The following is a 26,403-nucleotide window of genomic DNA, read 5'->3' as shown; positions in this document are numbered from 1 at the left end:
TGATGAAGTTCGATCAGTAAAGAAATTAGGATAAAAGAACAATGTCAGAACTTGATTTTGCAAGTCTTGTTAGCCCTGTGTCAGTTGATCAAAAAACTGCACTACGTGTTACGGTGTTGGGTGGTGGGAGTTTTGGTACTGCGATGGCCAATACCGCAGTACGTAATGGCTGTGACACCATGATATGGATTCGTGATGAGGCGGTAGCTGCGGACATCAATGCAACACATATCAATAAACGTTACTTGCCAGATTTTCAATTAGAAGCTGGTTTGCTTGCTGTTTCAGATTTAGAAAAAGCAGTATGTAATCGTGACATTATTTTAGTGGCTATTCCGAGCCATTCTTTCCGTAGTGTTTTAAAGCAGATCAAACCTTTTATCACCTCACAAGCAGTGGTGTCTTTAACCAAAGGTATTGAAGCCAATACCTTTAGCTTTATGAGCGATATTATTCGTGAAGAACTTCCTGAAGTCCCTTATGGTGTGCTTTCAGGGCCAAACTTGGCGAAGGAAATTGTTGCAGGACAACCAGCAGGAACAGTGATCGCAAGCCAATCTGAGCTGGTTCGTTATGCTGTTCAACAAGCGCTGCACAGTGCTTTGTTCCGTGTATTTGCCAGTGATGATGTGCATGGCGTGGAATTGGGCGGTGCTCTGAAAAATATCTATGCAGTCGCGATGGGTCTAGCTGCGGCTTATGGTGTCGGTGAAAATACCAAGAGTATGATTTTGACACGTGCTTTGGCAGAGATGAGCCGCTTTGCAGTGAAATTAGGCGCAAACCCATTAACATTCCTAGGTTTATCTGGTGTCGGTGACTTATTTGCAACTTGTAGTAGTCCACTCAGCCGCAATTACCAAGTCGGCTTTGCACTCGGTAGTGGTAAAAGCTTAGAACAAGCCACCAAAGAACTGGGACAAACTGCGGAAGGGATTAATACCATTGTGCAAGTACGCGCACGCTCTGAGGAGTTGGGTGTGTATATGCCAATTACCAGTGCCTTGTACGAAGTGATTTTTGAAGGTGCACCGGCACTGAATATTGCATTGTCACTGATGAAAAATGGCCATCGCAGTGATGTTGAATTTGTCTTGCCACATCAGCAAGTTTAAGTTTGCTGATTAATATGCAATACACATAGCTTTGTCATACTGGCTGTATATAATGTGCGGAATAGAATAAGGAAATTTTATGCAACTGACATTGGTTAGGCATGGCGAAGCTGCTCCGCCAGTAATGGGGAATGATGAAAAGCGTCCTTTAACAGCGCGCGGACAAACTCAAGCGGCAGAAACAGCAGCATATTTGAAAGATATAATTCAACCAGACGTTTTTGTGGTGAGTCCGCTACTGCGGGCGCAGCAAACACTTTCATCTTTGCAAAAACATTTTCCACATGTGCCTGTGGTTATTTGTAATGCCATCAAACCGGAAGATGATGCCAAAGTTGCAGTGGAATGGTTGTCACATTTACCGTATGAGTCTATTGTGGTGGTGTGCCATATGAACGTTGTGGCACATATGGCCAGTGTTTTAGTCTCAGAATATTTTAATCCCTATGCTTTGGCAGAAGCGCGTATTTATGAACAAGCGGTCATTGCTCCAGGGTTATCGACTCAAATTAAAACGTTTATACCATCAACATAAAAACCAATTAAAACGGCAGAAAAATTAATGTTGTATTTATGGATGCCCGAAGCCAATGGGGTTTGGCAATGGTCAGAAGGGGATTTCTGGAAGCAGTCATCGACACTTGAACAATTGATTCAGGAAATTCAGCCATATGCGGGAAAGGAAGCGGTTGTTTTCTTTCCAAGTCGTGATGTACAAATCATTCAGCAAAATTTTCCAAAAAACCAATATAAAAAACTTGGCCCAGACGGCGTAAAATATTTACTTGAGGAATATGTCATTTTGCCTTTGGATGCAATGAAAGTATTGCATCATTTTCAAAGTCCAGATGAATTAACGGTCATGGGGATTGCGCATAGTACAGTTGAAACGATGCAGCATGCTTTGACGCTAATTCCTGTAAAAGTCATTTCGTTATTACCTGACTTTTTGGTCTTGCCAAGCCCAGAAGCTGGGCAACATGTTTTGGCAAATGTCAGTGGTCATTTATTGGTCCGAAATAGTGAATTTGTCGGTCAGTCTGTTGATGATTTGGCATTGTATTTAGATTATCAAATTGGTCAGCCGAACTATAAGATTTCAAATCTAAGTTCAGATCAGACGCATAGTCTTGAAGCCGCTGTAACGCATGATCACATTGAATCTTTTCATTATGAATTACCCAATATAAAAAAACCGAAACAACATCCACTCAATGTTTTGCCGAAAGCCAAAACCAATACTGGTGTGAGTGGCTATTGGAAAGCATGTGCAGCTGTTTTGGTTGCGGCTCTAATTACTCAGTTTAGTTATGATGCAGTTCGCTGGTATCAATACAAAAAAGTGGCCAATATCACTGCGGCACAAGCGATTGATCAGTTTAAATATTGGTTTGGGCAAAGCTATCCTGTGACTGAACAAACGCTGAAAAGCCAGTTCGAATCACAATTGCGTCAGAGTCAAACGGGCAATGCGCAGGCGCTGTCCTTGCTGAGCCGTGTCGGGCCAGTTTTGATGCAAAACCAAATTTCTGCAAATCGTGTGAGCTATGAAGCCTCGATGTTAAATATGGAGCTAAAAGCCAATTCGGCAGAAGTACTACAAACCCTAACCAATCAATTAAAACAACAAGGTTTTAAAGTTGAATTAGGGAATATTCAACCAAGTGCCAACGGCGCGATTGGATTGGTGAAAATACAATAATGACAAAAATGGAAAACCTACAGCAACGTATAGATGGGCAAATTGAGCGTATCACTGATTATTTAGACCAACTGTCAACACGTGAACGAGTCATGGTAATTTTTACCACGATTTTTGTTGTAGTGGCAGCGATTGGTTCGGCACTGTTTTATATGAACAAAGCTGCAAATTTTCAACAAAAGCGCGTGAATGAACTCAAGGATACTGTTGTTTGGATGCAAAGTAATGCCGTCACGATGAAACCAGCAGGTGATACACAACTGAGCGCGTTGGAAAAAGTTCAGCGTGTATCGCAACAACAGGGTTTATCCGTGGCATCTCAACAAGTCGGTGAGCAAATACAGATTGCAGTGATGCATGAAAATTATGCAATTCTGGCCAATTTTTTGACTCAATTGGTTCAAATGGGCTTAAGTATTGAAAAGATGGAGTTAAGTTCTGAAGCGGGACAGGTCAAATTAACAGCGAGTGTACAATAATCGGTAAAAATAAAGATCTGCTAAGCATGGTGTTTTATTTGTGCTGTGCCTATAATATGCCGACTTAAAAAGCAGTAGACTTTTATAGATATGTTGTATTCTCTAGCCCGCCCTTTGTTGTTTACTTTAGCACCAGAGCGTGCACATGAGCTGACATTATCGCTGTTGAAATCTTCTCACAAGATGGGAATGATGCGTCAAAACGTGGCGTCTAAACCAGTGACATGTATGGGAATCGAATTTCCGAATCCAGTTGGTTTAGCAGCCGGTCTTGATAAAAACGGTGCTTATATCGATGCGCTGGCGAGCCAGGGCTTCGGCTTTATTGAAATTGGTACAATTACACCACTTCCACAATCAGGGAACCCTGAACCTCGTTTATTTCGTTTACCGAAAGCAAAAGCCATTATTAACCGCATGGGTTTTAACAACGATGGCGTGGATCAGTTGATCGAAAATGTCAAAGCTGCAAAATTTAAGGGTGTACTTGGGATCAATATTGGTAAAAATGCAGTCACACCTGTTGAAAAAGCAGTTGTCGATTATCTGATTTGTCTAGAAAAAGTTTATAACTACGCTTCTTATATTACGGTTAATATTTCATCTCCTAACACAAAAAATCTTCGCAGCTTACAAAGCGGTGATGCTTTGACTGAACTGTTAGAGACGCTCAAGAAACGTCAACTCGAGTTGGCGGATGAAAATCAACATTATGTACCTTTAGTACTTAAAGTTGCACCAGATCTAGAACCTGAAGACATTAATTTTATTGCACAACAATTGTTAAAATTTAAAATTGACGGTCTGATTGTCACCAATACGACTTTGTCACGTGAAGGTGTTGAAGGCCTTCCATTTGGTGATGAAGCTGGTGGTCTATCCGGTGCGCCAGTCTTTGAAAAAAGTACGGCATGTTTGGCGGCTTTTGCTAAAGTATTAAATGGTCAAATTCCATTGATCGGTGTGGGTGGTATTTTGTCGGGCGCAGATGCTGTTGCGAAACAAAAAGCAGGAGCAAGCCTTGTACAAGTGTATAGTGGCCTCATATATACAGGTCCGACACTTGTAAAAGACTGCGTAGACGCATTGTAAATATCATGAATACCATTGATATCTTTATACTGATTATTTTGCTCATTGGAGGGCTTAACGGTTTGCGTCAAGGATTTGTAAAAGCCTTTGCGAACTTCATTGGATGGATTCTTGCACTTGTCATTGCGGCAAAGTATGCAACCGTCCTTGCACCTTCGATGACATCTTTAAGTACAGATCCAGTGGTACAGAAGATTGCCGCGTTCGCATTTATTGTATTGTTGATTGTAGTCATGACTTGGGTCGCGACATGGTTATTGAACAGTATTTTGAAAACATTAAAGCTTGGTCCTCTAAATCGACTGGCAGGTGGTGTTTTTGGAAGCTTAAAAGGATTGTTGGTGGTGCTGATCACTATGCAGGGGCTAGGTCCTTGGGTAGAAAGTTCACCACATTGGAAACAATCTAAAATGGTTCAGTCATTATTGCCATATGCGCCTTGGGCAACCGAATTGTCCAAAGATGCTGCAAATCAAGCACTTCATCATATTCAGTCTGAAGATGCTCAGAAATCTTCAGACCTCCCATCTGAGTCGCAGAACAAGCACGGACGTTCTGGATCGGGTGAGTCAACAAATAATCCTTTTTATTAACCCTAGCTTGTCTGCGAGGTTGCTATGTGTGGAGTAGTTGGTATAGCTGGTAAATCACCTGTTAACCAAATGTTGTTTGATGCGTTAACGATGTTACAACATCGTGGACAGGATGCAGCCGGGATCGTAACTTGTCAGGATGGTCGTTTATTCCTGCGTAAAGATACGGGTATGGTGCGTGATGTGTTCCACACACGTCATATGCGTGCATTACAGGGTAATTATGGTATTGGCCATGTTCGTTACCCAACTGCTGGTTCTTCAAGCAGTGCTGAAGCTCAGCCATTCTATGTAAACTCACCTTATGGCATCACGCTTGCACATAATGGTAACTTAACTAATGCTGCTGAAATTCATGATGACTTGTTCAAGACTGACTTACGTCATATGAACACCGATTCAGACTCAGAAGTATTATTAAACGTATTTGCTCACGAATTGCAAAAACGCGCAAAACTTACACCAAGTGCTGAAGATGTATTCCACGTGGTATCACGTGTGCATGAACGTTGCAAAGGTGGTTATGCGGTTGTTGCTATGATCACCGGTCAGGGCCTTGTAGGTTTCCGTGATCCAAATGGTATTCGTCCATTGATCTACGGTTCGCGTGAAACTGAAAATGGTATGGAATATATCATTGCGTCTGAATCTGTCGCAATTACCGCGCTCGGCTTTAAGGTTGAACGTGATATTGCACCGGGTGAAGCAATTTATATTACTGCTGATGGCGTGATGTCGACCAAGCAGTGTGCAGTAGCCCCTGAATATCGTCCTTGTATCTTTGAATACGTATATTTTGCGCGTCCAGACGCAACCATTGACGGTATTTCAGTTTACAAAGCACGTTTGAAAATGGGCGAAAAACTTGCTCAGAAAATTCTACGTGAATGGGGTGATGAGCACGATATCGATGTCGTGATCCCAATTCCTGATACTTCACGTACTTCGGCGCTAGAACTTGCAAATACCTTAGGTGTGAAATTCCGTGAAGGCTTCATGAAGAACCGTTATATCGGTCGTACCTTCATTATGCCGGGTCAGCAACTTCGTAAGAAATCTGTGCGTCAAAAGCTCAACCCTGTAGAGCTAGAGTTCCAAGGCAAAAACGTACTCTTGGTCGATGACTCGATTGTTCGTGGTACGACTTGTAACGAAATCATTCAAATGGCGCGTGACGCGGGTGCGAAAAAAGTATTCTTTGCGTCTGCTGCACCGATGGTGAAATATCCAAACGTGTACGGTATCGATATGCCAGCCAAATCTGAACTGATTGCGTCTGAACGTAGCGTTGAAGAAATTCGTGAAATTATTGGTGCTGATCGCCTAATTTTCCAAGACTTGGAAGATCTAAAATCTGCAGTACGCACCAAGAAAGTCCCTGAGTTACAAGACTTTGATTGCTCGGTATTTGATGGTAAATATGTGGCAGGTGGTATTGATGCTGAATATTTGGCAGCATTAGAGCGTAAGCGTAATGACTCTGCAAAAAATGAAAAGCCAGCTTATATCGATGTTAACATTGATGCAGCTTCTGTGGATTTAACAGGTGTTCGCGAAGAATAATCTGCTGAAAACACACTGAAAAAGCGGGAATTTCCCGCTTTTTTCATTTATGATGAGCAAACAAAAGACAATGTAGCTTAAGGGTATTACATTGAGACGTGTGGGTTATGATTTTATAAAAAACAAAAATATGTTTTGGCCTGTCACCATGTGTATGGCGGCAGTGTTTTTGACCGTCGCAATTATTAATGTAATTGTCGGTTTAATTGTGGATTATTATGATTCCACTCAGTCTATCTATTGGCATGTCCTTAGCCCATTTTTAGTGGCTACTGTACTGCTGATTATGTTGGTTTCAGTTCTCTATGATTTTTACACCTTTCGCTTAGGTGGTTATTCACTTGCAAAACAGTTAGGTGCGCGACGTCTGAGTCTCATTGAAAGTATTCCTGAAGAAAGTGTTGCACTGCGTATGACTGAGCAGCTGGCAGATACCTTTCTAATCGATACTCCCGCACTTTATGTCTTACCTGATGAAGTGGGTGTGAATGCGCTCACCGCTGGTTTTAGCCCTCGAGATACATCGATCATTTTAACCTGGGGTGCCTTACAAACCCTAGATGAGATGGAAATGTATGGTTTGCTGAGCCATGAATTTAATAAGATCTTGTCGGGGGAAGCTGCTGAAAATACCCGTTTGAAAATCTTATATAGCGGTTTGACGACCTTTAGTCAGTGGGGCAGTAAAATTGCAAAACGTGGTTTCTATAAAAATGGACAAGCACGGGACAATAAGTTTGAAACGCTCTTTGTAGCGATTGGCGCAGTTATTTGGTTGATCGGTAGTTTAGGTGTTTTGATTTCCCGCTTTATTAAATATATCTCTTTGGGTTCTCGAACCTATCGTAATGATCAGAAAACCAAACGTCTGATTCAAAATGATGCCAATATTCAAACCTTATTAAGGATTTATGTGCATCATTCAGGTTCGCAAATTCATAGTGAATATGCAGAATCGATTTCTCATATGTGTTTTGCAAACTCACTCAGTCCGCAAAACTGGATGAATATTCACCCAAGTATTGAACAGCGTATTTTTGAATTAAATCCGACGCTCATTCATGACCTGCAACTAGAAAATTTAAAAAAACTGCGAAACCAACCGCTATTTTATTTGTTCCGTTCACTAGAAGAAGCCAGTCCAGATGTTGCAACTCCATGGAACTCGCCACAACCATTACCTTTACTGCGCTTGTCACCGATCAGTTTTGCGATACGTGATGCAATTAAACCGTTGAACCCTGAGATTCGTGAAAATTGGCAGCGGCCTGAATTGATTCAACGTGCCTTACAAACTGCAACCGGTTCGCGTGAGGTGATGGTTGCGATTTTAATGATTCGTCAGTATCGAGAATTTATTCCGACTGAAGCTGAAGTCAGTCGTGCGATTGTGGATGCCTTATTGAATCTTGATGGTCGTGTGCATATCTCCATTTTTCATGAGGCATGTAAAAATATTGGCACTATGCCTGCGACGATTTCACGGCAGTTCTTAACCAAGCTGGCCAAAATTATTCAAGAAGATGGTGAAATTGGTTTGCTCGATGCCTTACTACTTGAAACAGTGAAATATGAGTTAAATCTGTTGCCTGCACATACACCTACATCTTTAGAAGATGTAAAACCGAGTATTGTGCGTTTGATTGATGCCTTGTTGCATGTGCAACAAATTAACAGTGATAACCAACTCGAAGTGCGTGAAAAAATCCTCAATCGAATCTTAACGAAAGAAGAACTAGAGTTCTATCGCGATATATCTGATGAGCCAATTGATTTGGCTGAAATCCTAAATGATATTTCTGGGCTGCTGCTGCGTGAGCGTCTAAGCATTCTTGGGGTTGCTGAAATATGTTTATGGAATGATCGAATTATCACGCAAGATGAGTTGGATGTTTTGCAGCTACTATATTGGCGTATTGGATTTGAATCAGCTGAGATAGTTGAACTAATGCAAAAGAAAAATAGTTTAATGATCGTATAATTATTTATAGCGGCTTGATTTATGAATAAATTGTTTAATTTTAAGTCAAAAGTAGTCTGAGCAAGTCTACAGAATCTTTAAAGAAATAGTATGATCTAATTGATTTATAAAAGTTCAGCAAAAACCAATGAATCCCGTTAGAATATCAAGCCTTGAATAGGTGAAAATGAAAGCATGATTGGGCATCAGCGAAGCATAATGGCGGCAATGGGAATTGATATATGGATTCCTCAGGCGGCTCCGTGTCAGCAATTTAGCTCAAATATTTGGCGAGATCAGGCGGCTCCTGAAATAGTCTCTGAAATTCTAGTCAAAAATGAGTCTCAGCCAACGCCTGTTTCATCACAGACTGAGCTTAAAAAGAACGTTGATATTGTTGTAAGTCAATCTGTAGAAGCACCTAAAGATGAACCAAAGGTTGTTGAGCCTGTTGAAGTTCGTCCGATTGTTCAAATCCCTTCGTTTAACTTAGAAGCCATCTGTTTAATGCACTGTGTCATTGTCATTGATGCCACAGAATTAACGGCAGAGCAGCAAGTTTTGTGGAGCAATATTCAGCGCGCAGTCAGTGCCGATTTTTTTGCCTTACAGTGGCCTTTTGGCTGGGTGAATTTGCAAGATGGTCGTGGTGCAGCATCTTATGTACAGGGTTTTATCGATGCGATGAGCTTGGATAAAAATGTCATTTGCCTAGGCGATATTCCGCATTTAGAGCATGCGAAGGTGTATCCATTGGCATCTTTACAGCAAATGATTGAACAGCCTTTATTGAAAAAACGCCTATGGCAATTTATGCAAAATAAGGCAGGACAAAATACTTAAATTACGTAAATGGAAAATTTATGCAAAAAAAAGTAGTGGTTTTTAGTCAAATAGATCAAGAAATAATTCAACGTTTAGAACAACAATTTAAAGTTTTCCAAATTAGTCCTAAATTGGGCGATGTGAATCAGCAAATTCTTGAGCATTCAAAAGATGCTGATGCCATGATTGGTGCGGGACGTTTGTTGAATGCCTCAAATTTAGCCCATGCATCACAATTAAAAGTCATCTCAAGTGTAAGTGTCGGTTATGACAACTATGATCTAGCATTTTTAAATCAAAAAAATATTTGGTTGAGCCATACTCCGCATGTATTGACGGAAACTACAGCAGATTTAGCATTTACCTTGTTGATGAGTGCAGCACGTAAAGTGCCTGTATTGGATCAATGGACCAAACAAGGGCAGTGGAAGCGTACAGTGGGTCCTGAGCAATTTGGTATGGATGTCTTTGCTAAAACCATCGGAATTATTGGCTTAGGACATATTGGCGCAGCCATTGGGCGTCGTGCTCGCTACGGCTTTAATATGAATGTACTCTATCATAATCGCCGAGAAAAAATTGAATTGGCTGAATCGTTATCAGCGCAATATTGCGATTTGGATGATTTGTTGCAACGTGCTGACTTTGTGGTCGTTGCAGTGGATTTAAATGCAGAATCGAAAGCTTTAATTGGTGAACGTGAGTTGGCCTTGATGCAATCGCATGCGGTATTGGTCAATATTTCACGCGGTTCAGTGATTGATGAAGCCGCTTTAATCGATGCATTAAGTCGTGGTCAAATTTTTGCAGCAGGCTTAGATGTGTATGAGCAAGAGCCACTTCAAGAATCGCCATTATTTACATTAGCCAATGTCGTGACATTACCCCATGTGGGTTCAGCAACAGCGGCAACTCGTAAACGTATGGCGGAATTGGCTTATCAAAATTTAGTGGATGTTTTGGTACATGAACGCGCGCCACGCTATGTGGTCAATCCAAAATTTGAATAAACAATCACAACAGTTTTCTCCATAATTCACCAAAATTCAATGCTATATTCGATGAAGTACGAATATGAAATTTAGAGAATAGACTTTGAAAAAGATTTTACTGGCATGTGGTCTCGGGCTTTGTTCGACATTGGCGCAGACGCAGTCCGTAGATTTTAGTTCATCCCCACAATTTTCTGTGCCTGAAATTGGTAGTGGCGTCGGCTTGTTGGATCAACAAAAAGAACGTGCCATTGGTGAGAAAGTGTATCGTGAGGTGCATCGTCAACTTCCTGTGATTGAAAATCCGTGGATGGAAGATCGTCTTTTATCTGTCTTTACGCATATTTTAAGCCAAACCCAACTTAACCAACCGGTCGGATTGTTATTAATTAATGATCCACAAATTAATGCTTTTGCTGTACCAGGTGGCTTGTTTGCATTAAATGCGGGATTAATTAATTCAGCACGTAATATGGATGAAGTGGCAGGGGTGATGGCACATGAAATTGCACATGTATCACAACGTCATTACAGTCGTTCACAAGAAGCCTTTAAAGGGCAAGGTTTATTGTCACTAGCCGGTATTTTGGTCGGAGCCTTGGTGGCCTCACAGGCAGATGGTGATGTAGGTGCGGCTGTAATGATGGGTTCACAAGCCGCTTTGATGGATAAACAGCTAACCTATAGCCGCAATCAAGAACGTGAAGCAGACCGCATCGGGATGCAGTATATGTACCGTGCTGGATACAATCCACAGAGCATGGCTGACTTCTTTGAAGTGATGCATCGCTCTACGAGTCGAGTGAGCTTTCTGCCTGATTTTTGGTTGACGCATCCTTTAACCACGGAGCGTATGAGCGAAGCGCGCTTACGTGCCAATCAGTTGCCTCAAGTTAAAACTAGTTTGGTTGATCAAGATTTTGAAATTCTGCGCTGGTATAGTCGAGTATTGTCAGGTCAGGCGACTGAATTGCAATTAAATGCGATGGTGGCGCAAAAGAATTATGCAGCTGAGTTGGCTTTGGTGAGCTTGCATATTAAGCAAGGTGACTTTACTGCTGCTCAAAAGTTATTAAATGAAGCAGCAAAACAAAATGCATCGCATGCACTTTTTACTATTTTACAGACAGATGTGCTGTTGGGCCAAAATAAAGCGGCTGAAGCCGTGAACGCTGTAAAAAGTTCGGCAATCATCATGCCTGAAAATCGTGCATTAAATTATAAATATGCAGAGGCTTTGATTCGAAACAAAGAATATGCGCAAGCACAACTGATTCTACAGCGATTTTTACAAGCAAATCCACGCGACTTGAGTGGTTGGCGACTGATGTTGCAAATGGCTGATGCAGACAAAGATGCAAGCTTCCGTTCGGTCAATGTGCTGCGATATCGAGCTGAAGTAGAGTATTGGGGCGGGGATGAAGAACGGGCGATTAAATCTTTGCTACAGGCGCAGCGCATCGCCAAAGACTCGAAAAGTCTTGCTGCGAAAATCAAGCAACGTGTAGATGAAATGCAAAATGAACGGAAATTAAAAATATAAAGATTTCAACTGTGATGTACTTATCTATGTTGATTATAAAGTGCAAATTGTAGTTTTAGTGGCTTAGATTAATCAGTGTAAACTAGCTGGATGTAAAATTTTTATGATTAAGAACTGACAAATGAAAAATATGATTTTGGCGGCCTGTCTGTTGGGCTTAGCAACGAATATTGCAGCAGCGAGCGCAGAACAATATGTGATTGCTGTGAATGATATTAACGAAAAATATAAAACTGATGTACGCCAATTTTTTAGTCAGTTAGACCCACAGCAACAGGGATTTAAAGCAGACCAGCAAGTGAAATACTGCGGTATTGTTCAGACTTATGTAAATGATCTATATCGTGCTGCAGACGAAAATCGTGCATTTTTAGATCGTGAGTACCGTAATATGAATAAGCAGGATGTGATTCAGCAGGTGATCGCATCAAAAGAGATGCAATTATTAAAAAAATATAATGTGCAATGTGCCCTAAATTAAAAATAAATTTATAAGCATTTTAAATCATCACGAGAAACTGAATAAAAATGAAACTCGATGATTTTGGTATGAGTCATGGCAGAATCACGCTTCAGTTGATTCAGCGTCACGATGCAAAAGCACTTTATGAGGCGATTTGTCAAAGTATAGAAACCTTACGAATGTTTCCTGCAAGTTTGGCTTGGTCCTTACAAGAACCTAATTTAGATGCTTCATTGGCATTTTGTGATTCGAGAGTGTTGGCTGCGTTAAATCAGGAAAATTTTGTTTATGTGATTCGTGAGCAACAGTCGCATAACTTTTTAGGTGTCATGGATATTCATCAAATCAATTGGATGGAAAACCAAGCTAACGTTGGATTTTGGGGAAATGTTGAATTTAAAGGGCAGGGTTTGATGATAGAAGCTTTGCAGTTATTTGTGGATCAATTATTAAATGGTCTAGGATTTCAGCAATTAAACGCTTTTGTAGATGTGGAAAACAAGCGAGCGCGACGTCTATGTGAACGAGCAAATTTTAAATTGATTGAAATCGAACAAGCTGCAATTTAAAATCCAGTAGATGGAAGTTGGCGAGATATTTGTAAGTATGAAATCGTTAAATAAGAAAGATAATTATAAATGATGAATGAATTTGAATTATTTTTGAATTTGGATAATTTGGCTATTTAAGTCATCAGCGTACTTAAATAGACCAAATCAAACAATATAGATGAAAGATTAAGAGAGTTTCGCTTTAATTTTAGCTGAAACTTGTGCAGGATCGGCACGTCCGGCTATGAGCGGACGTAGAGAGTTCATCACCTTACCCATATCTTTCATGCTAGTAGCTTCTTGCGCAGTAATTGTTTGCGCAATGATGGAATCAAGTTCTTCCTCAGTCATAGCTTCTGGTAGAAATTGAGATAACACCTCAATCTCGGCTTGTTCCTTACTAGCTAAATCATCTCGATTTGCACCTAAAAAGGCTTTAACCGATTCTTTGCGTTGTTTGATTTGCTTTTCAATGACCGCAAGAACTTGCTTATCGTCAAGCTCTATGCGCTCATCGACTTCGATTTGCTTGATTGCTGCCTGTAGACTACGTATTACCGTTAACTTGTCCATTTCTTTAGCACGCATAGCGGCTTTTAAAACTTCAGTTATTTGGTTTTTTAAAGTAGTCATTTATCTTGTCCAGGTTAGTCAATCAATCACAAATTAATCTTAGTAAAGGCGAGTAGTACGTACTGATTCGCGAGCCAATTTCTTTTGGTAGCGTTTAACAGCAGCAGCTTTTTTACGTTTACGTTCTTGAGTTGGTTTTTCGTAGAATTCACGTTTACGAACGTCTGCAAGAACACCCGCTTTTTCGCATGAACGTTTGAAACGACGGATAGCTACGTCTACTGGTTCGCCTTCTTTCAATTTAACTTGTGGCATGAAGAATCCTCATTAAGTTATGGATAAGATCTCGGGTCGAATTACCCTTGATCACAAGTGAAGGTCAGTATTTTACTCATTTACATCTCATATCACAAGTCTATAATAGGTTTCGCAATATTTTGAAATGGGCAAAAGGCAGTTTAATGATCGTTTTAGGCTTGGAAACTTCGTGTGATGAAACAGGACTCGCACTCTACGATAGTGAGCAAGGATTACGCGGACAAGTATTGTATAGCCAAATCAAACTGCATGCAGAATATGGTGGTGTGGTACCTGAATTAGCTTCACGTGACCATGTGCGTAAGTTAATTCCGTTATTAAAACAACTGCTTGAAGAAAGTAAAGTTGATAAATCAGAAATTGATGCCATTGCATATACTCGCGGGCCGGGCTTGATGGGTGCATTAATGACAGGCGCATTGTTTGGTCGTACGTTGGCATTTGCACTGAATAAACCTGCAATTGGTGTACATCATATGGAAGGTCATATGTTGGCGCCTTTGTTGTCTAAAACTCCACCAGAATTTCCATTTGTGGCACTTTTAGTCTCTGGCGGACATACTCAATTGATGGCTGCTTATGGAATTGGTCAATATGAATTATTGGGTGAGTCGATTGATGATGCAGCAGGTGAGGCATTCGATAAAGTCGCTAAAATGATGGGTCTACCATACCCAGGTGGTCCAAATATTTCGAAATTGGCGATCAATGGTGACATCAATGCCTTTGAATTTCCACGTCCAATGCTACACCAAGGTTTAGATTTTTCATTTAGTGGTTTAAAAACTGCCGTTTCAGTTCAATTGAAAAAAGTTGAAGGCGAAGGTCGTGAGGCGGATATCGCTGCATCATTCCAAGAAGCGTTGGTTGATACATTGGTGAAAAAATCAGTGAAGGCCTTAAAACAAACTGGTTTAAAACGTTTAGTTATTGCCGGTGGTGTAAGTGCAAACAAGCGTTTACGTGAGCGCTTAGAAGCTGACTTGGCAAAAATCCGTGCAAATGTGTTTTATGCAGAACCTGCGCTGTGTACAGATAATGGTGCAATGATTGCGTTTGCAGGTTATCAGCGTCTTAAAGCGGGTCAGCATGATGGTTTGTCTGTTACAACTACACCGCGTTGGCCGATGACGGAATTAAGTAATCCAAACGAAGCGTAAAAATCGTTAAAAAAAAAGAACCGCATTTGCGGTTCTTTTTTTTAATCTAAATTTGAAAATAACTGCGCGCTGCTGATTTTTCGCATAAATCCTGCACGTTTTAATGCCAATGTCACCATGTTGGTATTGCAAGATTGAATGCCTTCAAAATTACCAAGATCTTCTGTAATGAGTTTCCATAAATCACTTAAATCATTACATAGGACATGCCAGAAAAATTGTGAATCTCCACTAATGCCAAATAGGCAGCGTGTGTTTTTAAGTTCAGACAAGGTTTTGGCAATTTGATTTGCTGCATCTGGACGAGCTTTAATCAAAATAATCGCTTCGGACTTATAGCCCATCAAACTGGGTTCTACATCGACACGAATGTTGAAAATGCCTTCTTCCAATAAATCATTCAATAATTTCTGAGTTTTATGTTCACTGAGTTCGATTTGCTCTGCCAAACTTTTAATAGATGAACGCCCATCAATAGACAGAGCATGAATCAGTTTTAACTCTATTTCAGTCAAACTTCTAAAATTGACGTTTTTATCGCTTGTACCTTCTAAAGCTTTGGGTTTGCTTGCCCAAGTAAATGGTTTTAAAACGGCTTGGGTTTCTACGGTTTTAATATCCGGAATATGCGTAACAAAATCATGCATCCAAACAGAGAGATCGGCGGCCTTTTCTAATCCAATTTCAAGGAAAATATCGGCAAGTCCTGTGGTTAGAAAAACAATGCGTACTTCTGGACGGTTTGCAAAAAATTGCGCAACTTCTTTTTCCTTCCCAAATTTCACACTGATCCAGACATGAACGGTGTAACCCTTATTGGCAACCACAGGGTTTAATTCAATTGCAGTTCGTATAACTTGGTCATCTAGCAATCTACCTAGACGTCGAGACAGCTTTTTTTCAGGGACATCACTAATCTGGCTCAGTTCTCGCCATGATCCTCTCGGATTGGAGATAAGAGCTTTGATGCATGCAGTATCGATTTCGTCGAAACTAAAAGATTCACTCATGATGATTGACTTGTCTAAAAACTAATTATAATCTAAATTTAAGTCTAGAAAATAAAATACAACCTGTATTTATGTCTAAATATTAAATGAGACGCTTATGGATGAGTCAAAAATGCAAAACTCAATTCCCACACAAGGAAATGTATCACAAAAGAAAGTTATTCTTGCAGGAACTGTAGGAAATGCTATTGAATGGTTCGATTGGACGATTTATGCAACTTTTGCAGTATTTTTCGCGAAACAATTTTTCCCTTCAGATGATCCAACTGCATCCTTGCTTGCGACCTTCGCAATTTTTGCTGTAGGTTTCTTCATGCGCCCATTAGGTGGAATCGTATTGGGTATCTTTTCTGACCGCTATGGTCGAAAAGCAGCTTTGGCCGCAACCATCATAATGATGGCAGGTGGTTCTTTGATGATAGGTCTTTCACCAACCTATGAATCAATTGGTATTTTTGCGCCGATTATTTTGGTATTAGCGCGATTACTTCAGGGTTTATCTTTGGGTGGTGAGTTCGCTTCAGCGGCAACTTATCTTTCAGAGATGGCACCAAAAAATAAACGCGGATTCTATTCAAGCTTTATGTTTTTCAGTTCAGCGATTGGTATTTTGATGGCCTCAGGTCTTGCTTGGGCTTTAACAAGTGCTTTAACTGAAACGCAAATGAGCGAATACGGATGGCGTATTCCGTTTATTTTGGGTGCGATTGGCGGCTTGGTGGGTATGTGGATTCGTAAATCAGTACCTGATAGCGAAATGACCCATAAAAAAGAATCAGTAAAAAATCCTTTGGTTGTACTGATTAAACGTCATCCGAAAGAAACGCTTCGTATTGTGGGTATTTCTATCTTAACAACATTTGCATTCTATATTTTTGTGGTCTATGTCCCGACCTATGCCATTAAAGTTTTAGGTGCAGAGCCACAAACAGCCTTTGCTGCAAATACTGTTGGCTTAATTATCTTTATGCTGTGTCAGCCTGTATTTGGCTGGCTATCAGACAAAATTGGTCGTAAACCGCAGTTGATCGTATTTGCTGCGGGATATTTAGTTTTCTTTTATCCAATCATTAAGTGGATGGATGGGACTTTTGCATCGATTTTATTGGTCGAGCTTTTTGGATTGGTTTTATATGCTTTATATACAGCCATTGGCCCCGCGGTCATGTCTGAACAATTTCCGACAGAAGTTCGTGCAGTTGGCATTGGCGCACCCTACAACTTGATGGTGGCTTTACTCGGCGGCACAACACCGTATGTGCTAACTTGGCTACAAAGTATTGGTAAACAAGATTACTTCTATTTTATGGTATTGGTTGGCGCATTATTAACATTAATAACATTTATGAAAATGCCTGAAACGGCAGGAAAAGGTTTGGAAGATATAAAATGAATATTGTGAATTTATCTGCACTTGAGCTTGGTCGCCAGATTGCCTGCAAAAAGATAACTTCAGTAGAGACAGTTCAATTTTATATTGATCGAAACCAAACATTTAAACATCTAGATTGTATTTCGGAATTATTCGAAATCGAGGCTTTGCAACAGGCACAACATTTAGATGAGTTGCTTCAGCAAGGCACACGATTGAGTCCATTTCATGGTGTGCCAATTTTACTAAAGGATAATCTGGATGTAGCGGGTCATATCACCTATGCAGGTACGGTTTATTTAGATCAAAAAGCGCAAGCGAACTGTAAACTGGTTGATCAATTGCAAGATTTAGGTTTTGTGATTTTAGGTAAAACTAAAATGACCGAGTTGGCTTTTGGTTTGTCTGGTCAAAATCCAATGCAAGGCACACCTAAAAACCCGTGGGCAGAGCAGCAATTTGCACCGGGTGGATCATCTTCAGGTTCAGCGGTTGCTGTGGCTAGTGGTCTTAGTCCTATGGCCTTTGGCGGTGATACAGGTGGTTCGATTCGTACACCAGCAGCATTAAATGGCATATTTGGTTTTAAACCTTCAGCCCATAAAATTGCCGACACGGGTGCAGTACCTTTATCCAAAACTTTAGATACTCTAGGGCCTTTTGCACGATTTGCAGATGATATTAGTGCTTTAGTCAATGTATTGATGGATGTAGATGTTGGAGCGGCATCAAGTCAAAATGTAATTTATGCTTTAGATGAATCTGCATTTCCATATCCGCTAGAGTCTGATGTATTAACACTTTGGCGCGAAGGGCTAAAACGCATTGAATCATTGGGAATCGAAATTAAAAACTGGCAACCACCTGCACATTTCGATTTTCATAATTTATCGGACCGGACGTCTCACATTATTGCTTATGAAAGTTATTTATATCATGGCGATACAGCTGAAAATGCTGGAACACAGATGTGGGAATTAGTTCGTCAGCGTGTGCTACGCGGTAAGAGTATTTCACAGGAAAAATACGAGTCATTGATTGCAGAGCGAACTGAGTTTCAGCAGACATTTAAAGCTTCTTTAAATGGTCAATGTTTGCTGTTTCCAGTGAGCCCATTCCTTGCAGTTGTGTCAAGCTCAACGGATACCGAGTTTAGTCATGTGGGTGAATACACGCGTCCATTTAACTATTTAGATGCACCAAGTTATGCTTTTCCAATGACTCAAAGTGAAAGTGGACTGCCGATGGGTATTCAGTTGGTTTCATATCAAGCTAATGATGTTAATGTGGTAAACACAGTGCAGAAAATTGCCAATGGTTTAGGTATTCGTTCTATGCTGCCACCTATTTGTCAGAATTAACGAATCATTTGTCATATTCAATAAAAAAGAACCGCTATAGCGGTTCTTTTTTATTTAGTTTTTTGGCTCTAGGCTTGTTTAAGTTGTTCTGACCCAATCCAATGCTTTGAAAATTGATAAGCAGCACGCCCTGAACGTTGCCCACGACCTTGACACCAACGTAGTGCCTCAGCACGCGCTTCATCTGTCCATGGCATCTCGGCTTTAGCCAAATAATGTTCAACAATTTCTAAATATAAATTTTGATCCATTGGATAAAAAGACAGCCACATCCCAAAGCGGTCAGAAAGAGATATTTTTTCTTCAATCGCTTCTTGAGGGTGAAGTTCGGTATATTGAGGCACATCTACCTTGGTTACAGGTGTGTTTTCATGCATGAATTCAGGCAATAAATGACGACGGTTACTGGTAGCATAAATAATAAAATTACTCGAACCTGATTGTAATGAACCATCCAAAACACTTTTTAAACTGCGATAGTTTTCATCTTCAGCATTAAACGCCAAATCATCACAATATACGATAAATTTTTCAGGGCGATGTTCAATCAACTTTTGGATTACTGGCAAATCAGATAAATCATCACGCTCAATTTCAATTAAACGTAAACCTTGGTCTGCATAATGGGTGAGCAGAGCACGGACGATGGATGATTTACCTGTACCACGAGAGCCAGTGAGTAAAACATCATTGGCAGGTAAGCCATTTAAAAACTGTAAAGTGTTTTGAATCACTTTTTCTTTTTGACGCTCAATTCCTTTTAAATCTTCTAAATACATGACTTTGGGCTGTTGAATGGCTTTAAGCTGTTTATCTTGCCATTTAAACGCGATACTCGAAAAATCGGGTGCTTGTTTAAGCTCAGGCAAACTGTGCTGTAGTTGTAAGAGTACAGTAGATAGTGATTGAAGGATGTTGTCAGGTAAATCAATTGTAGCCATGATAAGTCAGCTTGTCGTGTCTTGTTGTTGGTTAGTATATGACAGCAGTGTACATCAATAATGCAGTTATAATCGCCTCAATATGTCAAAGTTAAATGATTGTTCTGGCAGATCAGCGCTATTCGAACAACCAAAAAGTTGTTATAAATCTAGCCGGGTGAACAGTTTAAAATGTGCTGAGGGATAGTCATGTTGTTTACAGGGTTTTCAAAAAGTATTAATCCACATCAGGCATATCGGATAAAAAAATTAAAGCGTCGGCTTGACCGTGCTGAGTGTTATGAAGAATGGAAAGATATCGCACTTAAAATAGATGAAGAATCGGGTGCGCAAGAATGGAAATTCGATAATAGTTCACCGTATTTTGATGCAGAAATTATTACTCATCGTTTAGGGTTACTGAGACGATATCGTGCTCAGAAACGTACCCGAGATTTGATGTACATTTTAAGTGAAGGTTTAACTTATGATATTGGCAATATTGCTCATCCTTTACTGTTTACAGAAGCCTACGTCGGCACCAAAAAAATTATTGAAGACTATGTTGATGAGGTGAGTAAAAGTTTGGCATTTATCGCATCTGAAGAATGCGTTTGTCTTGATGCTGCACAAAAAATTGAATTCTTTGAACAAAGCCAAAAAGCCTATGGACAACCTGTATTGATGTTTTCCGGCGGTTCAACTTTAGGCTTGTTTCATACCGGTGTGTGTAAAGCACTGATGGAACAAGATTTGATGCCAAAAGTTCTGTCTGGTTCCAGTGCTGGCGCCATTATGACTGGGATGTTGGGTGTATCTAAACCGTCAGAATTTACCAATTTATTAAATGGACAAAACTTCTTTAGTGAGGCATTTCACTTTCGTAAATTGACTGAGTTAGTGCAGGGTAATGGCGGTTTGGCAGATGTAAAATATCTGAAAAAGTTTTTGGTTGAAAACTTAGGTGACTTAACTTTTGCCGAAGCATATAAGCAATCAGGTCTGCATATCAATGTGGCAGTTGCGCCTTATGATGCATCACAAGATGCACGAATTATGAATGCGTATACATCACCCGATTTGTTGGTGTGGAGTGCGGTGCTGGCATCATGTGCAGTGCCTATTCTATTTCCACCGGTACGACTGACCAGTAAGCGTTATGACGGGCAATTTACGCCATATATGTCGGCAACGCGTTGGGTGGATGGCAGTGTGCGCAGTGATTTCCCACAGGAGAAAATGGCGCGTTTGTATAATATTAATTACAGTATCGCTAGTCAGGTCAATCCGCATATTGTGCCGTTTATGCAGGATGATGCTTCACGCTTTCGTAAAAGCATGTTGAGTTGGCCTGAGCGGATCGTTCGTCGTCAAGGTAAGGTGATTAGTAAAGGGGTGATGGATTTTGCCCGTGAGCGTGCAGGAAGTATCCCACCTGTAAGACGTTTGCTTGATCATGGTTATGGCGTGGTGGATCAGCGTTACTATGGTGATGTCAATATTGTGGGGAAATATGGCTTAAGACACTATAGTTATATGTTGCAAAATCCTCGACCCTACCTGTTTAAAGTATTGCAACGTGAAGGTGAAAGAGCCACTTGGCCGAAGATTTCATTAATCGAAACGCAAGCCCGCATTGGTAAGACCATTCAGCATTGTTTGGAATTATTAAATTATCAAAATGAACCCAGTCAACGACATGCAGAATTTATTGCGGTTTAAATCCACAGATTTAGCGCAAACCATTTGCGAGCCAAAAACCAAAACCAAAAGTTTGGTTTTTGGCCGTCGTCTATATCAATTTCAATTCAACCAACAACGTCATTGGCTCAAGGCGCAAGTCAGTGACAGCAGCCCTGAACATGTAGCTAGTTTTGGTCGAGAAATTGAGCTGTACCAGCTATTCAATCAAGCGTCTACACAAAACAGTATCACGCTACCTTTTCAAGTGATAAAAGAGACGCATCTCAGTATTCAGCAAGAGCCTATTGATCGCCTATTAATACTGCCCAATGCTGAGCCTTGGTTCTTACAGCCTGTATCGAATTTGAGCATTGAGCAGGTGAGGCAAGTGCTATGGCAAGCAATCGATGTGGTTGAGCGATTAAGCTTGCACGGTTGGATACATGCAGATTTAAAACAAGAGCATTTTGTGAATTGGCAAGGGCAGTGCAGACTCATCGACTTTGAGCAAGCGCTCCCGTTGGCTGTTGACCAGCAAAATGCCTTAACTGCGACACCACGTTATATGGCTCCAGAACTTTTCCATGGACAAGCAAAATCTTTGCACAGTGATATCTATGCGCTGGGGATTATTTTCTTGGAATGGCTGACATCACAGCGTTTAGAGGCGAAAAACTATCAAGATTGGGCCTATTTACATTGCCAACGCTTAAAGCTTGATCTGCCAATGCAATATCAAGGGTTTAGTCAGCTATTGCAACACATGTTGATGAAGCAAAAAAATGACAGATTGGTGGATTTTTATCGCTTAAAAAGCGACTTAGTTGCTGAATTTGCTTAAGAAAAATACAAAAAAAGCACTATTGTTTTTTATTTAAACAAACAAGATGCTTTTTTATAAAAAAGGCTTGTCATGTAAGGGTGATCTCTATAATATACACAGCCATCGGGGACGTGGCGAAATTGGTAGACGCACTGGATTTAGGTTCCAGCGCCGCGAGGTGTGAGAGTTCGAGTCTCTCCGTCCCCACCACTGAATTACTAAACATGAGTTTAGTAGTGAAGGTCACAGAGGATTGGTGTAATGGTAGCATGACGGTCTCCAAAACCGTTCGTCAAGGTTCGAATCCTTGATCCTCTGCCAAGTTTTAAAAAGTCTGACATTGTCAGCAACCCTGTTGGGGACGTGGCGAAATTGGTAGACGCACTGGATTTAGGTTCCAGCGCCGCGAGGTGTGAGAGTTCGAGTCTCTCCGTCCCCACCACTTAATTTATTAAGTTGCCAAATAAACAGGTTTTTAAAACAAATTAAAGTCTGACATTGTCAGCACCCGAGTTGGGGACGTGGCGAAATTGGTAGACGCACTGGATTTAGGTTCCAGCGCCGCGAGGTGTGAGAGTTCGAGTCTCTCCGTCCCCACCATTAGATTAAGCAAGGTTTTATACCTTGCTTTTTTTGTTTTTGAAATTCGAAAAAATCAGTGTCTTAAACATGGTCTTTTTTGAAGACTAATTCTAATAAAAAAATCTAATGAAAGAATGATGAACGAAGAGATACAGCAAGATGTCTAATCTTGCTTTTTTATTGTCAGAAATTTCACTCCTTAAAAATGTGTCAGTAAAACAAAGGTGAAAAAAAGCCCGCATATACGGGCAAATTTTGAAATGCGGATTCGAATCAATCGAATTAAATCATTTATTTCAAATCGTTCGAATAAATTATAGAGAAGATTATGCCTTTAAATGATCTTCAAACTCTTCACCGAGCTGCATGGCCAAAGCATTACCAGACAAATCTACAGTCACTAGACCATATTCTTTTTTAAAACTGAATGTAAATCCACGATTATCTGCCAGTGTACGAACAGAATATCCTAACTTTTCTAACCAAAGACGGAAGGCAACTAAATTTTTTGCTTTAACCACTTTTTTCACGAGCGAACTCCTTATCAATCATTAAAATATTAAATAGGGGTGTCAAAATATTTTTTAAAGGGGAAATGGAAAACTTTTATTTAAAATATGAAATTTTGATGGATAAATAAACAGATTATCGGCTTGTAAACGGTATAAACTCATTTAACTTGCTGTTTTATAAAAAGCTAAACTTAATGTAAGTAAATATAACGTATTTAAAAATTAGGTTTTTGGCAGTTGGATTAAAATATATCCTATGTGCATAGAGAAGCTGTGCGCAAAATAAACGATTGCTTGGCTTAGAATGCACAGCTGTTTGGGCATGCAGTTGTGGATTGCAAATAACAGCTTGTTCAAAGCCTAATTCGCTGGATAGGTGAGCTTGCAATGCTATTTCTCATCAAGATTTATCGAAAAGCTTTTATACTATGTTCTATTGGTATAAGTAGATTGAACGCATGCAGAACATTGAGCACGCTGTAAAAGCAAAAATTGAACAGATGCAACAAGCGGGACAGACGCCTGTTGCGGTGATGCTTGGACATGAAGATTGGTTGGTCTTTTCGGAGCAATCCAAAGTGGCATATACACCATTTGGTAGTGCACGACGTTATCAACCGGCATTAGGTGGTTTATTGATGGTACGTATCGATGAAATGCAAGCCGTACGAGTTGTGACTCAAGCTGAACTGGATGAGTTTGCTGCAACCAATCAAATTTTATAAACATAAAATGATAAATCGGCCCGAAACATTCATCACAAATAAAACAGTATATTTGTGATGAAATCTAAAATGCTTATACCTTGCAATCCAATTAAAAATTGTCTTTGAGTTCTCTTAAGCGCTGAAACGCTTCAACACTTTCTGCGCGTAAAAATGGATTGGTTTCTAGTTCTAATTCAATACTGCTTGGTAAAGTACATTGTCCAAGCATGCGTAGTGATTCAACTTCATCAAACCGCTGTTGTATGGCAAGGTTGTCAGGTTCAACATGCCGCGCAAACTGCGCATTCGATAGGGTGTATTCGTGAGTACAAAACACTTGAGTTTCAGCAGGGAATGCGGCTATACGGTTCAATGAATCGTACATTTGTTGAAAGGTGCCTTCAAATACACGTCCACAGCCCATAGCAAATAATACATCGCCACAGAAAAGTGTATGAATGTCATCGATAAAATATACGATATGACCGAGGGTGTGCCCGGGCGTTGCTGTTATTTCGACTTCAAGACCATGAAATTCAAAACGGTCATTATGATCGAGAGGATAATTCACCCATGGAATACGGCTTAATTCTGCACGGGGACCATAAACGGCAATGTTTTTATCCTGAATAAGTTCAGGTACGCCACCGACGTGATCTTTATGCCAATGCGTTAACCAAATTTGTGTGAGATTGAGTTGATGTTCCTGACAATAGCGCTCGACTAAAGCGGCTTCAGTAGGATCTACCGCAATGACATCATGGCTTTCGGTGTGTTCAAGCAGCCAAATATAATTTTGCAGTGAATTTTTGACATCCAATGTATGTATTTTAAACGCCATATCCATTCATTCAATATTTTAAATTAAGTTAAAGTTAGCATGAAAATGCTCAAAACGGATGATTATTGATTTTCAACCCTAGATAAACGACAGAGTTCATAGCACTATTTTAGTCTGGTGTCTCGTCTACAGATACAGGATTACCAATGGTATAAAAGTGCCCGCCAGCAACATGGTGTAGGCTTTTCCATTCATCTGCTACTTCATGATAATACCAATGTCCGTTACGGAAGACGCGGTCGTCTGCATAGGCAGCAATGACTTCGCCAATAAACAGATCGTGCGCTCGTTGATTGTGCGGCTCAGGAATAAGTTTGCACAGTAGCCAAGCAGCACAACCTTCAACCACAGGAATATCTGAGGCATTAAATTGAAATAATTCCACGCCACATTGGCGTAATTTTTCTGGCGCATCACGTTGGCTCATCATGCCAAGTGCATAGACGAGTTTGAGTTGTTTCAGTGTCGGTACTTGTAAGGCAAAATAACCTGAATTTTCAATAATTTCACGTGTTTTAGTTGATTTATCCAGTACTACCGTCACTTTTGCAGGATTGAACTCTAAGGCGCATGCCCATGCTGCAGTCATGACACCAGTATGGGTTTGATCCTGAGCAGAGACGAGCACAGTCGGCCCATGATTTAAAAGTCGGTATGATTTTTCTAAAGGAACGGGGTGAATATGCGTTTTCAAAATTGTGCCTATATTTAAGTTCATCTAAAACTTAGATGTTTTATTAAAAAGTGTTGCTACATAGCATATAACGCATGAAATATTTTCAAAAGCCTTTAATATAAATCACTAAATCAGGAGTTCTATCAATGAAAATGTATCAAGTTGACGCATTTACCCAAGTGTTATTTAAAGGCAACCCAGCGGCGGTTTTGGTGTTGGATGAATGGTTAGATGAACACTTGATGCAACAGATTGCTTTGGAAAATAATCTGTCTGAAACTGCATTTGTGAAAAAAATCGACAGCAGCAATTATGAAATTCGTTGGTTTACACCGACCACTGAAGTGGACTTTTGTGGACATGCGACATTGGCCAGTAGTTATGTGCTTTTTGAGTTTTATACGGCTGAAAAAAACATCCAATTTCATGTCAAAAATCTCGGTATTTTTAGTGTAAATAAAGCTGAAGATGGAAAAATTCTGATGAATTTCCCTGTGCGTCGGGCACAGGTCGTGAGCGAATATCCTGAAGAGCTACGTCTAGGGTTGAGTCAACCTTTTAAGCAGGTTTATCTGAATGCGCAGGCGTATATCGTGGAATACGAAACGGCTCAACAAGTCTTGGACGAACAACCGAATTTTGAAATCTTAAAACGTCTTGGCAAAATCCGCACCGCAATTACAGCGCCGGGTACGATTACTGATGTTGCAATCACTGCGGCAGCCCAGCAATATGACTGCATTTCACGCTATTTTGCACCAGGCAATGGCATCAATGAAGATCCTGTTACGGGTTCTATTCATACTGGAATCGTGCCTATTTGGGCAGAACGTCTACAAAGACGTCAGATCTTAGCGTATCAAGCATCAAGCCGTGGTGGTGAGTTACACTGTCAAATGCTTGAAAATGACCGTATAGAAATCTCAGGCTATGCGTGTTTGTATATGCAGTCTGACATTTATATCTGAACATAAATCAAATACATGC

At 40.3% G+C, this 26,403-nt stretch carries 27 protein-coding genes and 4 tRNA genes; 24 read left to right on the top strand and 7 right to left on the bottom strand.

The window, feature by feature from the left end; translation table 11 throughout:
• Positions 1-41: 41 nt before the first annotated feature.
• From G0029_RS09765 to G0029_RS09705, 13 genes are all read left to right on the top strand, one after another.
• Positions 42-1,115 (top strand): NAD(P)H-dependent glycerol-3-phosphate dehydrogenase, encoded by a 1,074-nt coding sequence (locus G0029_RS09765; RefSeq protein WP_180003016.1) that lies wholly within the window; start codon positions 42-44, stop codon positions 1,113-1,115.
• Between the two features lie 79 nt (positions 1,116-1,194).
• A complete protein-coding gene (locus G0029_RS09760) occupies positions 1,195-1,650 on the top strand; it encodes a SixA phosphatase family protein (RefSeq protein WP_078193626.1) in 456 nt (151 codons plus the stop codon).
• Positions 1,651-1,677: 27 nt separating this feature from the next.
• On the top strand, positions 1,678-2,817 hold the full coding sequence (gene gspL / locus G0029_RS09755; protein WP_180106622.1) for a type II secretion system protein GspL: 1,140 nt from the start codon (positions 1,678-1,680) through the stop codon (positions 2,815-2,817).
• Positions 2,817-3,296, top strand: coding sequence for a type II secretion system protein GspM (gene gspM, locus G0029_RS09750; protein ID WP_078188869.1), 480 nt, complete (start codon positions 2,817-2,819; stop codon positions 3,294-3,296). The genes gspL and gspM overlap by 1 nt, the downstream gene beginning before the upstream one ends.
• Before the next feature lie 90 nt (positions 3,297-3,386).
• Positions 3,387-4,388 carry a quinone-dependent dihydroorotate dehydrogenase gene (locus tag G0029_RS09745; RefSeq protein ID WP_180106621.1) on the top strand — a complete coding sequence of 334 codons (1,002 nt, stop codon included), beginning with the start codon at positions 3,387-3,389 and terminating at the stop codon, positions 4,386-4,388.
• Between the two features lie 5 nt (positions 4,389-4,393).
• Positions 4,394-4,981 carry a CvpA family protein gene (locus G0029_RS09740; protein ID WP_078188866.1) on the top strand — a complete coding sequence of 196 codons (588 nt, stop codon included), beginning with the start codon at positions 4,394-4,396 and terminating at the stop codon, positions 4,979-4,981.
• Between the two features lie 24 nt (positions 4,982-5,005).
• Positions 5,006-6,544, top strand: coding sequence for an amidophosphoribosyltransferase (purF, locus tag G0029_RS09735; protein ID WP_078193623.1), 1,539 nt, complete (start codon positions 5,006-5,008; stop codon positions 6,542-6,544).
• Positions 6,545-6,635: 91 nt separating this feature from the next.
• A complete protein-coding gene (locus G0029_RS09730; RefSeq protein ID WP_180106619.1) occupies positions 6,636-8,525 on the top strand; it encodes a M48 family metalloprotease in 1,890 nt (629 codons plus the stop codon).
• 174 nt (positions 8,526-8,699) lie between these two features.
• A complete protein-coding gene (locus G0029_RS09725) occupies positions 8,700-9,347 on the top strand; it encodes a hypothetical protein (protein ID WP_180106617.1) in 648 nt (215 codons plus the stop codon).
• 20 nt (positions 9,348-9,367) lie between these two features.
• Positions 9,368-10,339: a 2-hydroxyacid dehydrogenase gene (locus G0029_RS09720; protein WP_180034723.1), complete on the top strand. Its 972-nt coding sequence runs from the start codon at positions 9,368-9,370 to the stop codon at positions 10,337-10,339.
• An 85-nt stretch (positions 10,340-10,424) separates the two neighbouring features.
• Complete coding sequence (locus G0029_RS09715) at positions 10,425-11,864, top strand: M48 family metalloprotease (protein ID WP_180106615.1); 1,440 nt, start codon at positions 10,425-10,427, stop codon at positions 11,862-11,864.
• A gap of 121 nt (positions 11,865-11,985) precedes the next feature.
• On the top strand, positions 11,986-12,345 hold the full coding sequence (locus G0029_RS09710; protein WP_111885700.1) for a hypothetical protein: 360 nt from the start codon (positions 11,986-11,988) through the stop codon (positions 12,343-12,345).
• Positions 12,346-12,392: 47 nt separating this feature from the next.
• The gene (locus G0029_RS09705; protein ID WP_180106613.1) at positions 12,393-12,896 is read left to right on the top strand and encodes a GNAT family N-acetyltransferase; all 504 of its coding nucleotides are present in this window, start codon (positions 12,393-12,395) and stop codon (positions 12,894-12,896) included.
• Positions 12,897-13,064: 168 nt separating this feature from the next.
• Here the strand turns inward: G0029_RS09705 and G0029_RS09700 are convergent, their stop codons facing one another.
• Positions 13,065-13,511 (bottom strand): GatB/YqeY domain-containing protein, encoded by a 447-nt coding sequence (locus G0029_RS09700; RefSeq protein ID WP_078193617.1) that lies wholly within the window; start codon positions 13,509-13,511, stop codon positions 13,065-13,067.
• Positions 13,512-13,550: 39 nt separating this feature from the next.
• Positions 13,551-13,766 (bottom strand): 30S ribosomal protein S21, encoded by a 216-nt coding sequence (gene rpsU, locus G0029_RS09695; RefSeq protein ID WP_001136722.1) that lies wholly within the window; start codon positions 13,764-13,766, stop codon positions 13,551-13,553.
• A 146-nt stretch (positions 13,767-13,912) separates the two neighbouring features.
• On the opposite strand from rpsU, the gene tsaD reads away from it, so the two are divergent.
• Positions 13,913-14,929: a tRNA (adenosine(37)-N6)-threonylcarbamoyltransferase complex transferase subunit TsaD gene (gene tsaD / locus G0029_RS09690; RefSeq protein ID WP_078193616.1), complete on the top strand. Its 1,017-nt coding sequence runs from the start codon at positions 13,913-13,915 to the stop codon at positions 14,927-14,929.
• A gap of 41 nt (positions 14,930-14,970) precedes the next feature.
• Here the strand turns inward: tsaD and G0029_RS09685 are convergent, their stop codons facing one another.
• The gene (locus G0029_RS09685; protein ID WP_180023872.1) at positions 14,971-15,939 is read right to left on the bottom strand and encodes an Lrp/AsnC family transcriptional regulator; all 969 of its coding nucleotides are present in this window, start codon (positions 15,937-15,939) and stop codon (positions 14,971-14,973) included.
• A 97-nt stretch (positions 15,940-16,036) separates the two neighbouring features.
• On the opposite strand from G0029_RS09685, the gene G0029_RS09680 reads away from it, so the two are divergent.
• Positions 16,037-17,332, top strand: a complete 1,296-nt coding sequence (locus G0029_RS09680; protein ID WP_180023871.1) for an MFS transporter — start codon at positions 16,037-16,039, stop codon at positions 17,330-17,332.
• Positions 17,329-18,672: an amidase gene (locus G0029_RS09675; protein ID WP_180106609.1), complete on the top strand. Its 1,344-nt coding sequence runs from the start codon at positions 17,329-17,331 to the stop codon at positions 18,670-18,672. The genes G0029_RS09680 and G0029_RS09675 overlap by 4 nt, the downstream gene beginning before the upstream one ends.
• Positions 18,673-18,740: 68 nt before the next feature.
• Here G0029_RS09675 and G0029_RS09670 read toward each other — a convergent pair whose 3' ends face one another.
• Complete coding sequence (locus tag G0029_RS09670) at positions 18,741-19,613, bottom strand: ATP-binding protein (protein WP_180106608.1); 873 nt, start codon at positions 19,611-19,613, stop codon at positions 18,741-18,743.
• 189 nt (positions 19,614-19,802) lie between these two features.
• Here G0029_RS09670 and G0029_RS09665 point away from each other — a divergent pair, with 189 nt between their 5' ends.
• From G0029_RS09665 to G0029_RS09640, 6 genes are all read left to right on the top strand, one after another.
• A complete protein-coding gene (locus G0029_RS09665) occupies positions 19,803-21,314 on the top strand; it encodes a DUF3336 domain-containing protein (protein ID WP_180106606.1) in 1,512 nt (503 codons plus the stop codon).
• Entirely contained in the window at positions 21,292-22,116 is an 825-nt protein-coding gene (locus tag G0029_RS09660) for a protein kinase domain-containing protein (RefSeq protein ID WP_180106604.1), read from the top strand. The genes G0029_RS09665 and G0029_RS09660 overlap by 23 nt, the downstream gene beginning before the upstream one ends.
• A 107-nt stretch (positions 22,117-22,223) precedes the next feature.
• Positions 22,224-22,308, top strand: a tRNA-Leu gene (locus G0029_RS09655).
• A gap of 37 nt (positions 22,309-22,345) precedes the next feature.
• Positions 22,346-22,419 (top strand) — tRNA-Trp (locus G0029_RS09650).
• Between the two features lie 36 nt (positions 22,420-22,455).
• Positions 22,456-22,540 (top strand) — tRNA-Leu (locus G0029_RS09645).
• Between the two features lie 73 nt (positions 22,541-22,613).
• Positions 22,614-22,698: transfer RNA gene (locus tag G0029_RS09640), tRNA-Leu, on the top strand.
• Between the two features lie 308 nt (positions 22,699-23,006).
• On the opposite strand, the gene G0029_RS09635 is transcribed toward G0029_RS09640, so the two are convergent.
• A complete protein-coding gene (locus G0029_RS09635) occupies positions 23,007-23,210 on the bottom strand; it encodes a hypothetical protein (RefSeq protein WP_078188846.1) in 204 nt (67 codons plus the stop codon).
• A gap of 440 nt (positions 23,211-23,650) precedes the next feature.
• Between G0029_RS09635 and G0029_RS09630 the strand changes: the two genes are divergently transcribed.
• Entirely contained in the window at positions 23,651-23,917 is a 267-nt protein-coding gene (locus G0029_RS09630; RefSeq protein WP_111883866.1) for a hypothetical protein, read from the top strand.
• 91 nt (positions 23,918-24,008) lie between these two features.
• Here G0029_RS09630 and gloB read toward each other — a convergent pair whose 3' ends face one another.
• Entirely contained in the window at positions 24,009-24,740 is a 732-nt protein-coding gene (gene gloB / locus G0029_RS09625) for a hydroxyacylglutathione hydrolase (protein ID WP_180106602.1), read from the bottom strand.
• A 109-nt stretch (positions 24,741-24,849) separates the two neighbouring features.
• On the bottom strand, positions 24,850-25,458 hold the full coding sequence (locus G0029_RS09620; protein ID WP_180106600.1) for a flavin reductase family protein: 609 nt from the start codon (positions 25,456-25,458) through the stop codon (positions 24,850-24,852).
• 104 nt (positions 25,459-25,562) lie between these two features.
• Between G0029_RS09620 and G0029_RS09615 the strand changes: the two genes are divergently transcribed.
• Positions 25,563-26,384 carry a PhzF family phenazine biosynthesis protein gene (locus tag G0029_RS09615; protein WP_180106599.1) on the top strand — a complete coding sequence of 274 codons (822 nt, stop codon included), beginning with the start codon at positions 25,563-25,565 and terminating at the stop codon, positions 26,382-26,384.
• Positions 26,385-26,403: the final 19 nt, after the last annotated feature.

The organism is Acinetobacter sp. YH12138 (assembly GCF_015218525.1).
GTDB lineage: Bacteria > Pseudomonadota > Gammaproteobacteria > Pseudomonadales > Moraxellaceae > Acinetobacter > Acinetobacter amyesii.
Note: the sequence above shows the minus strand (reverse complement) of the source record. Positions and strands in the feature narration are given on the sequence as shown.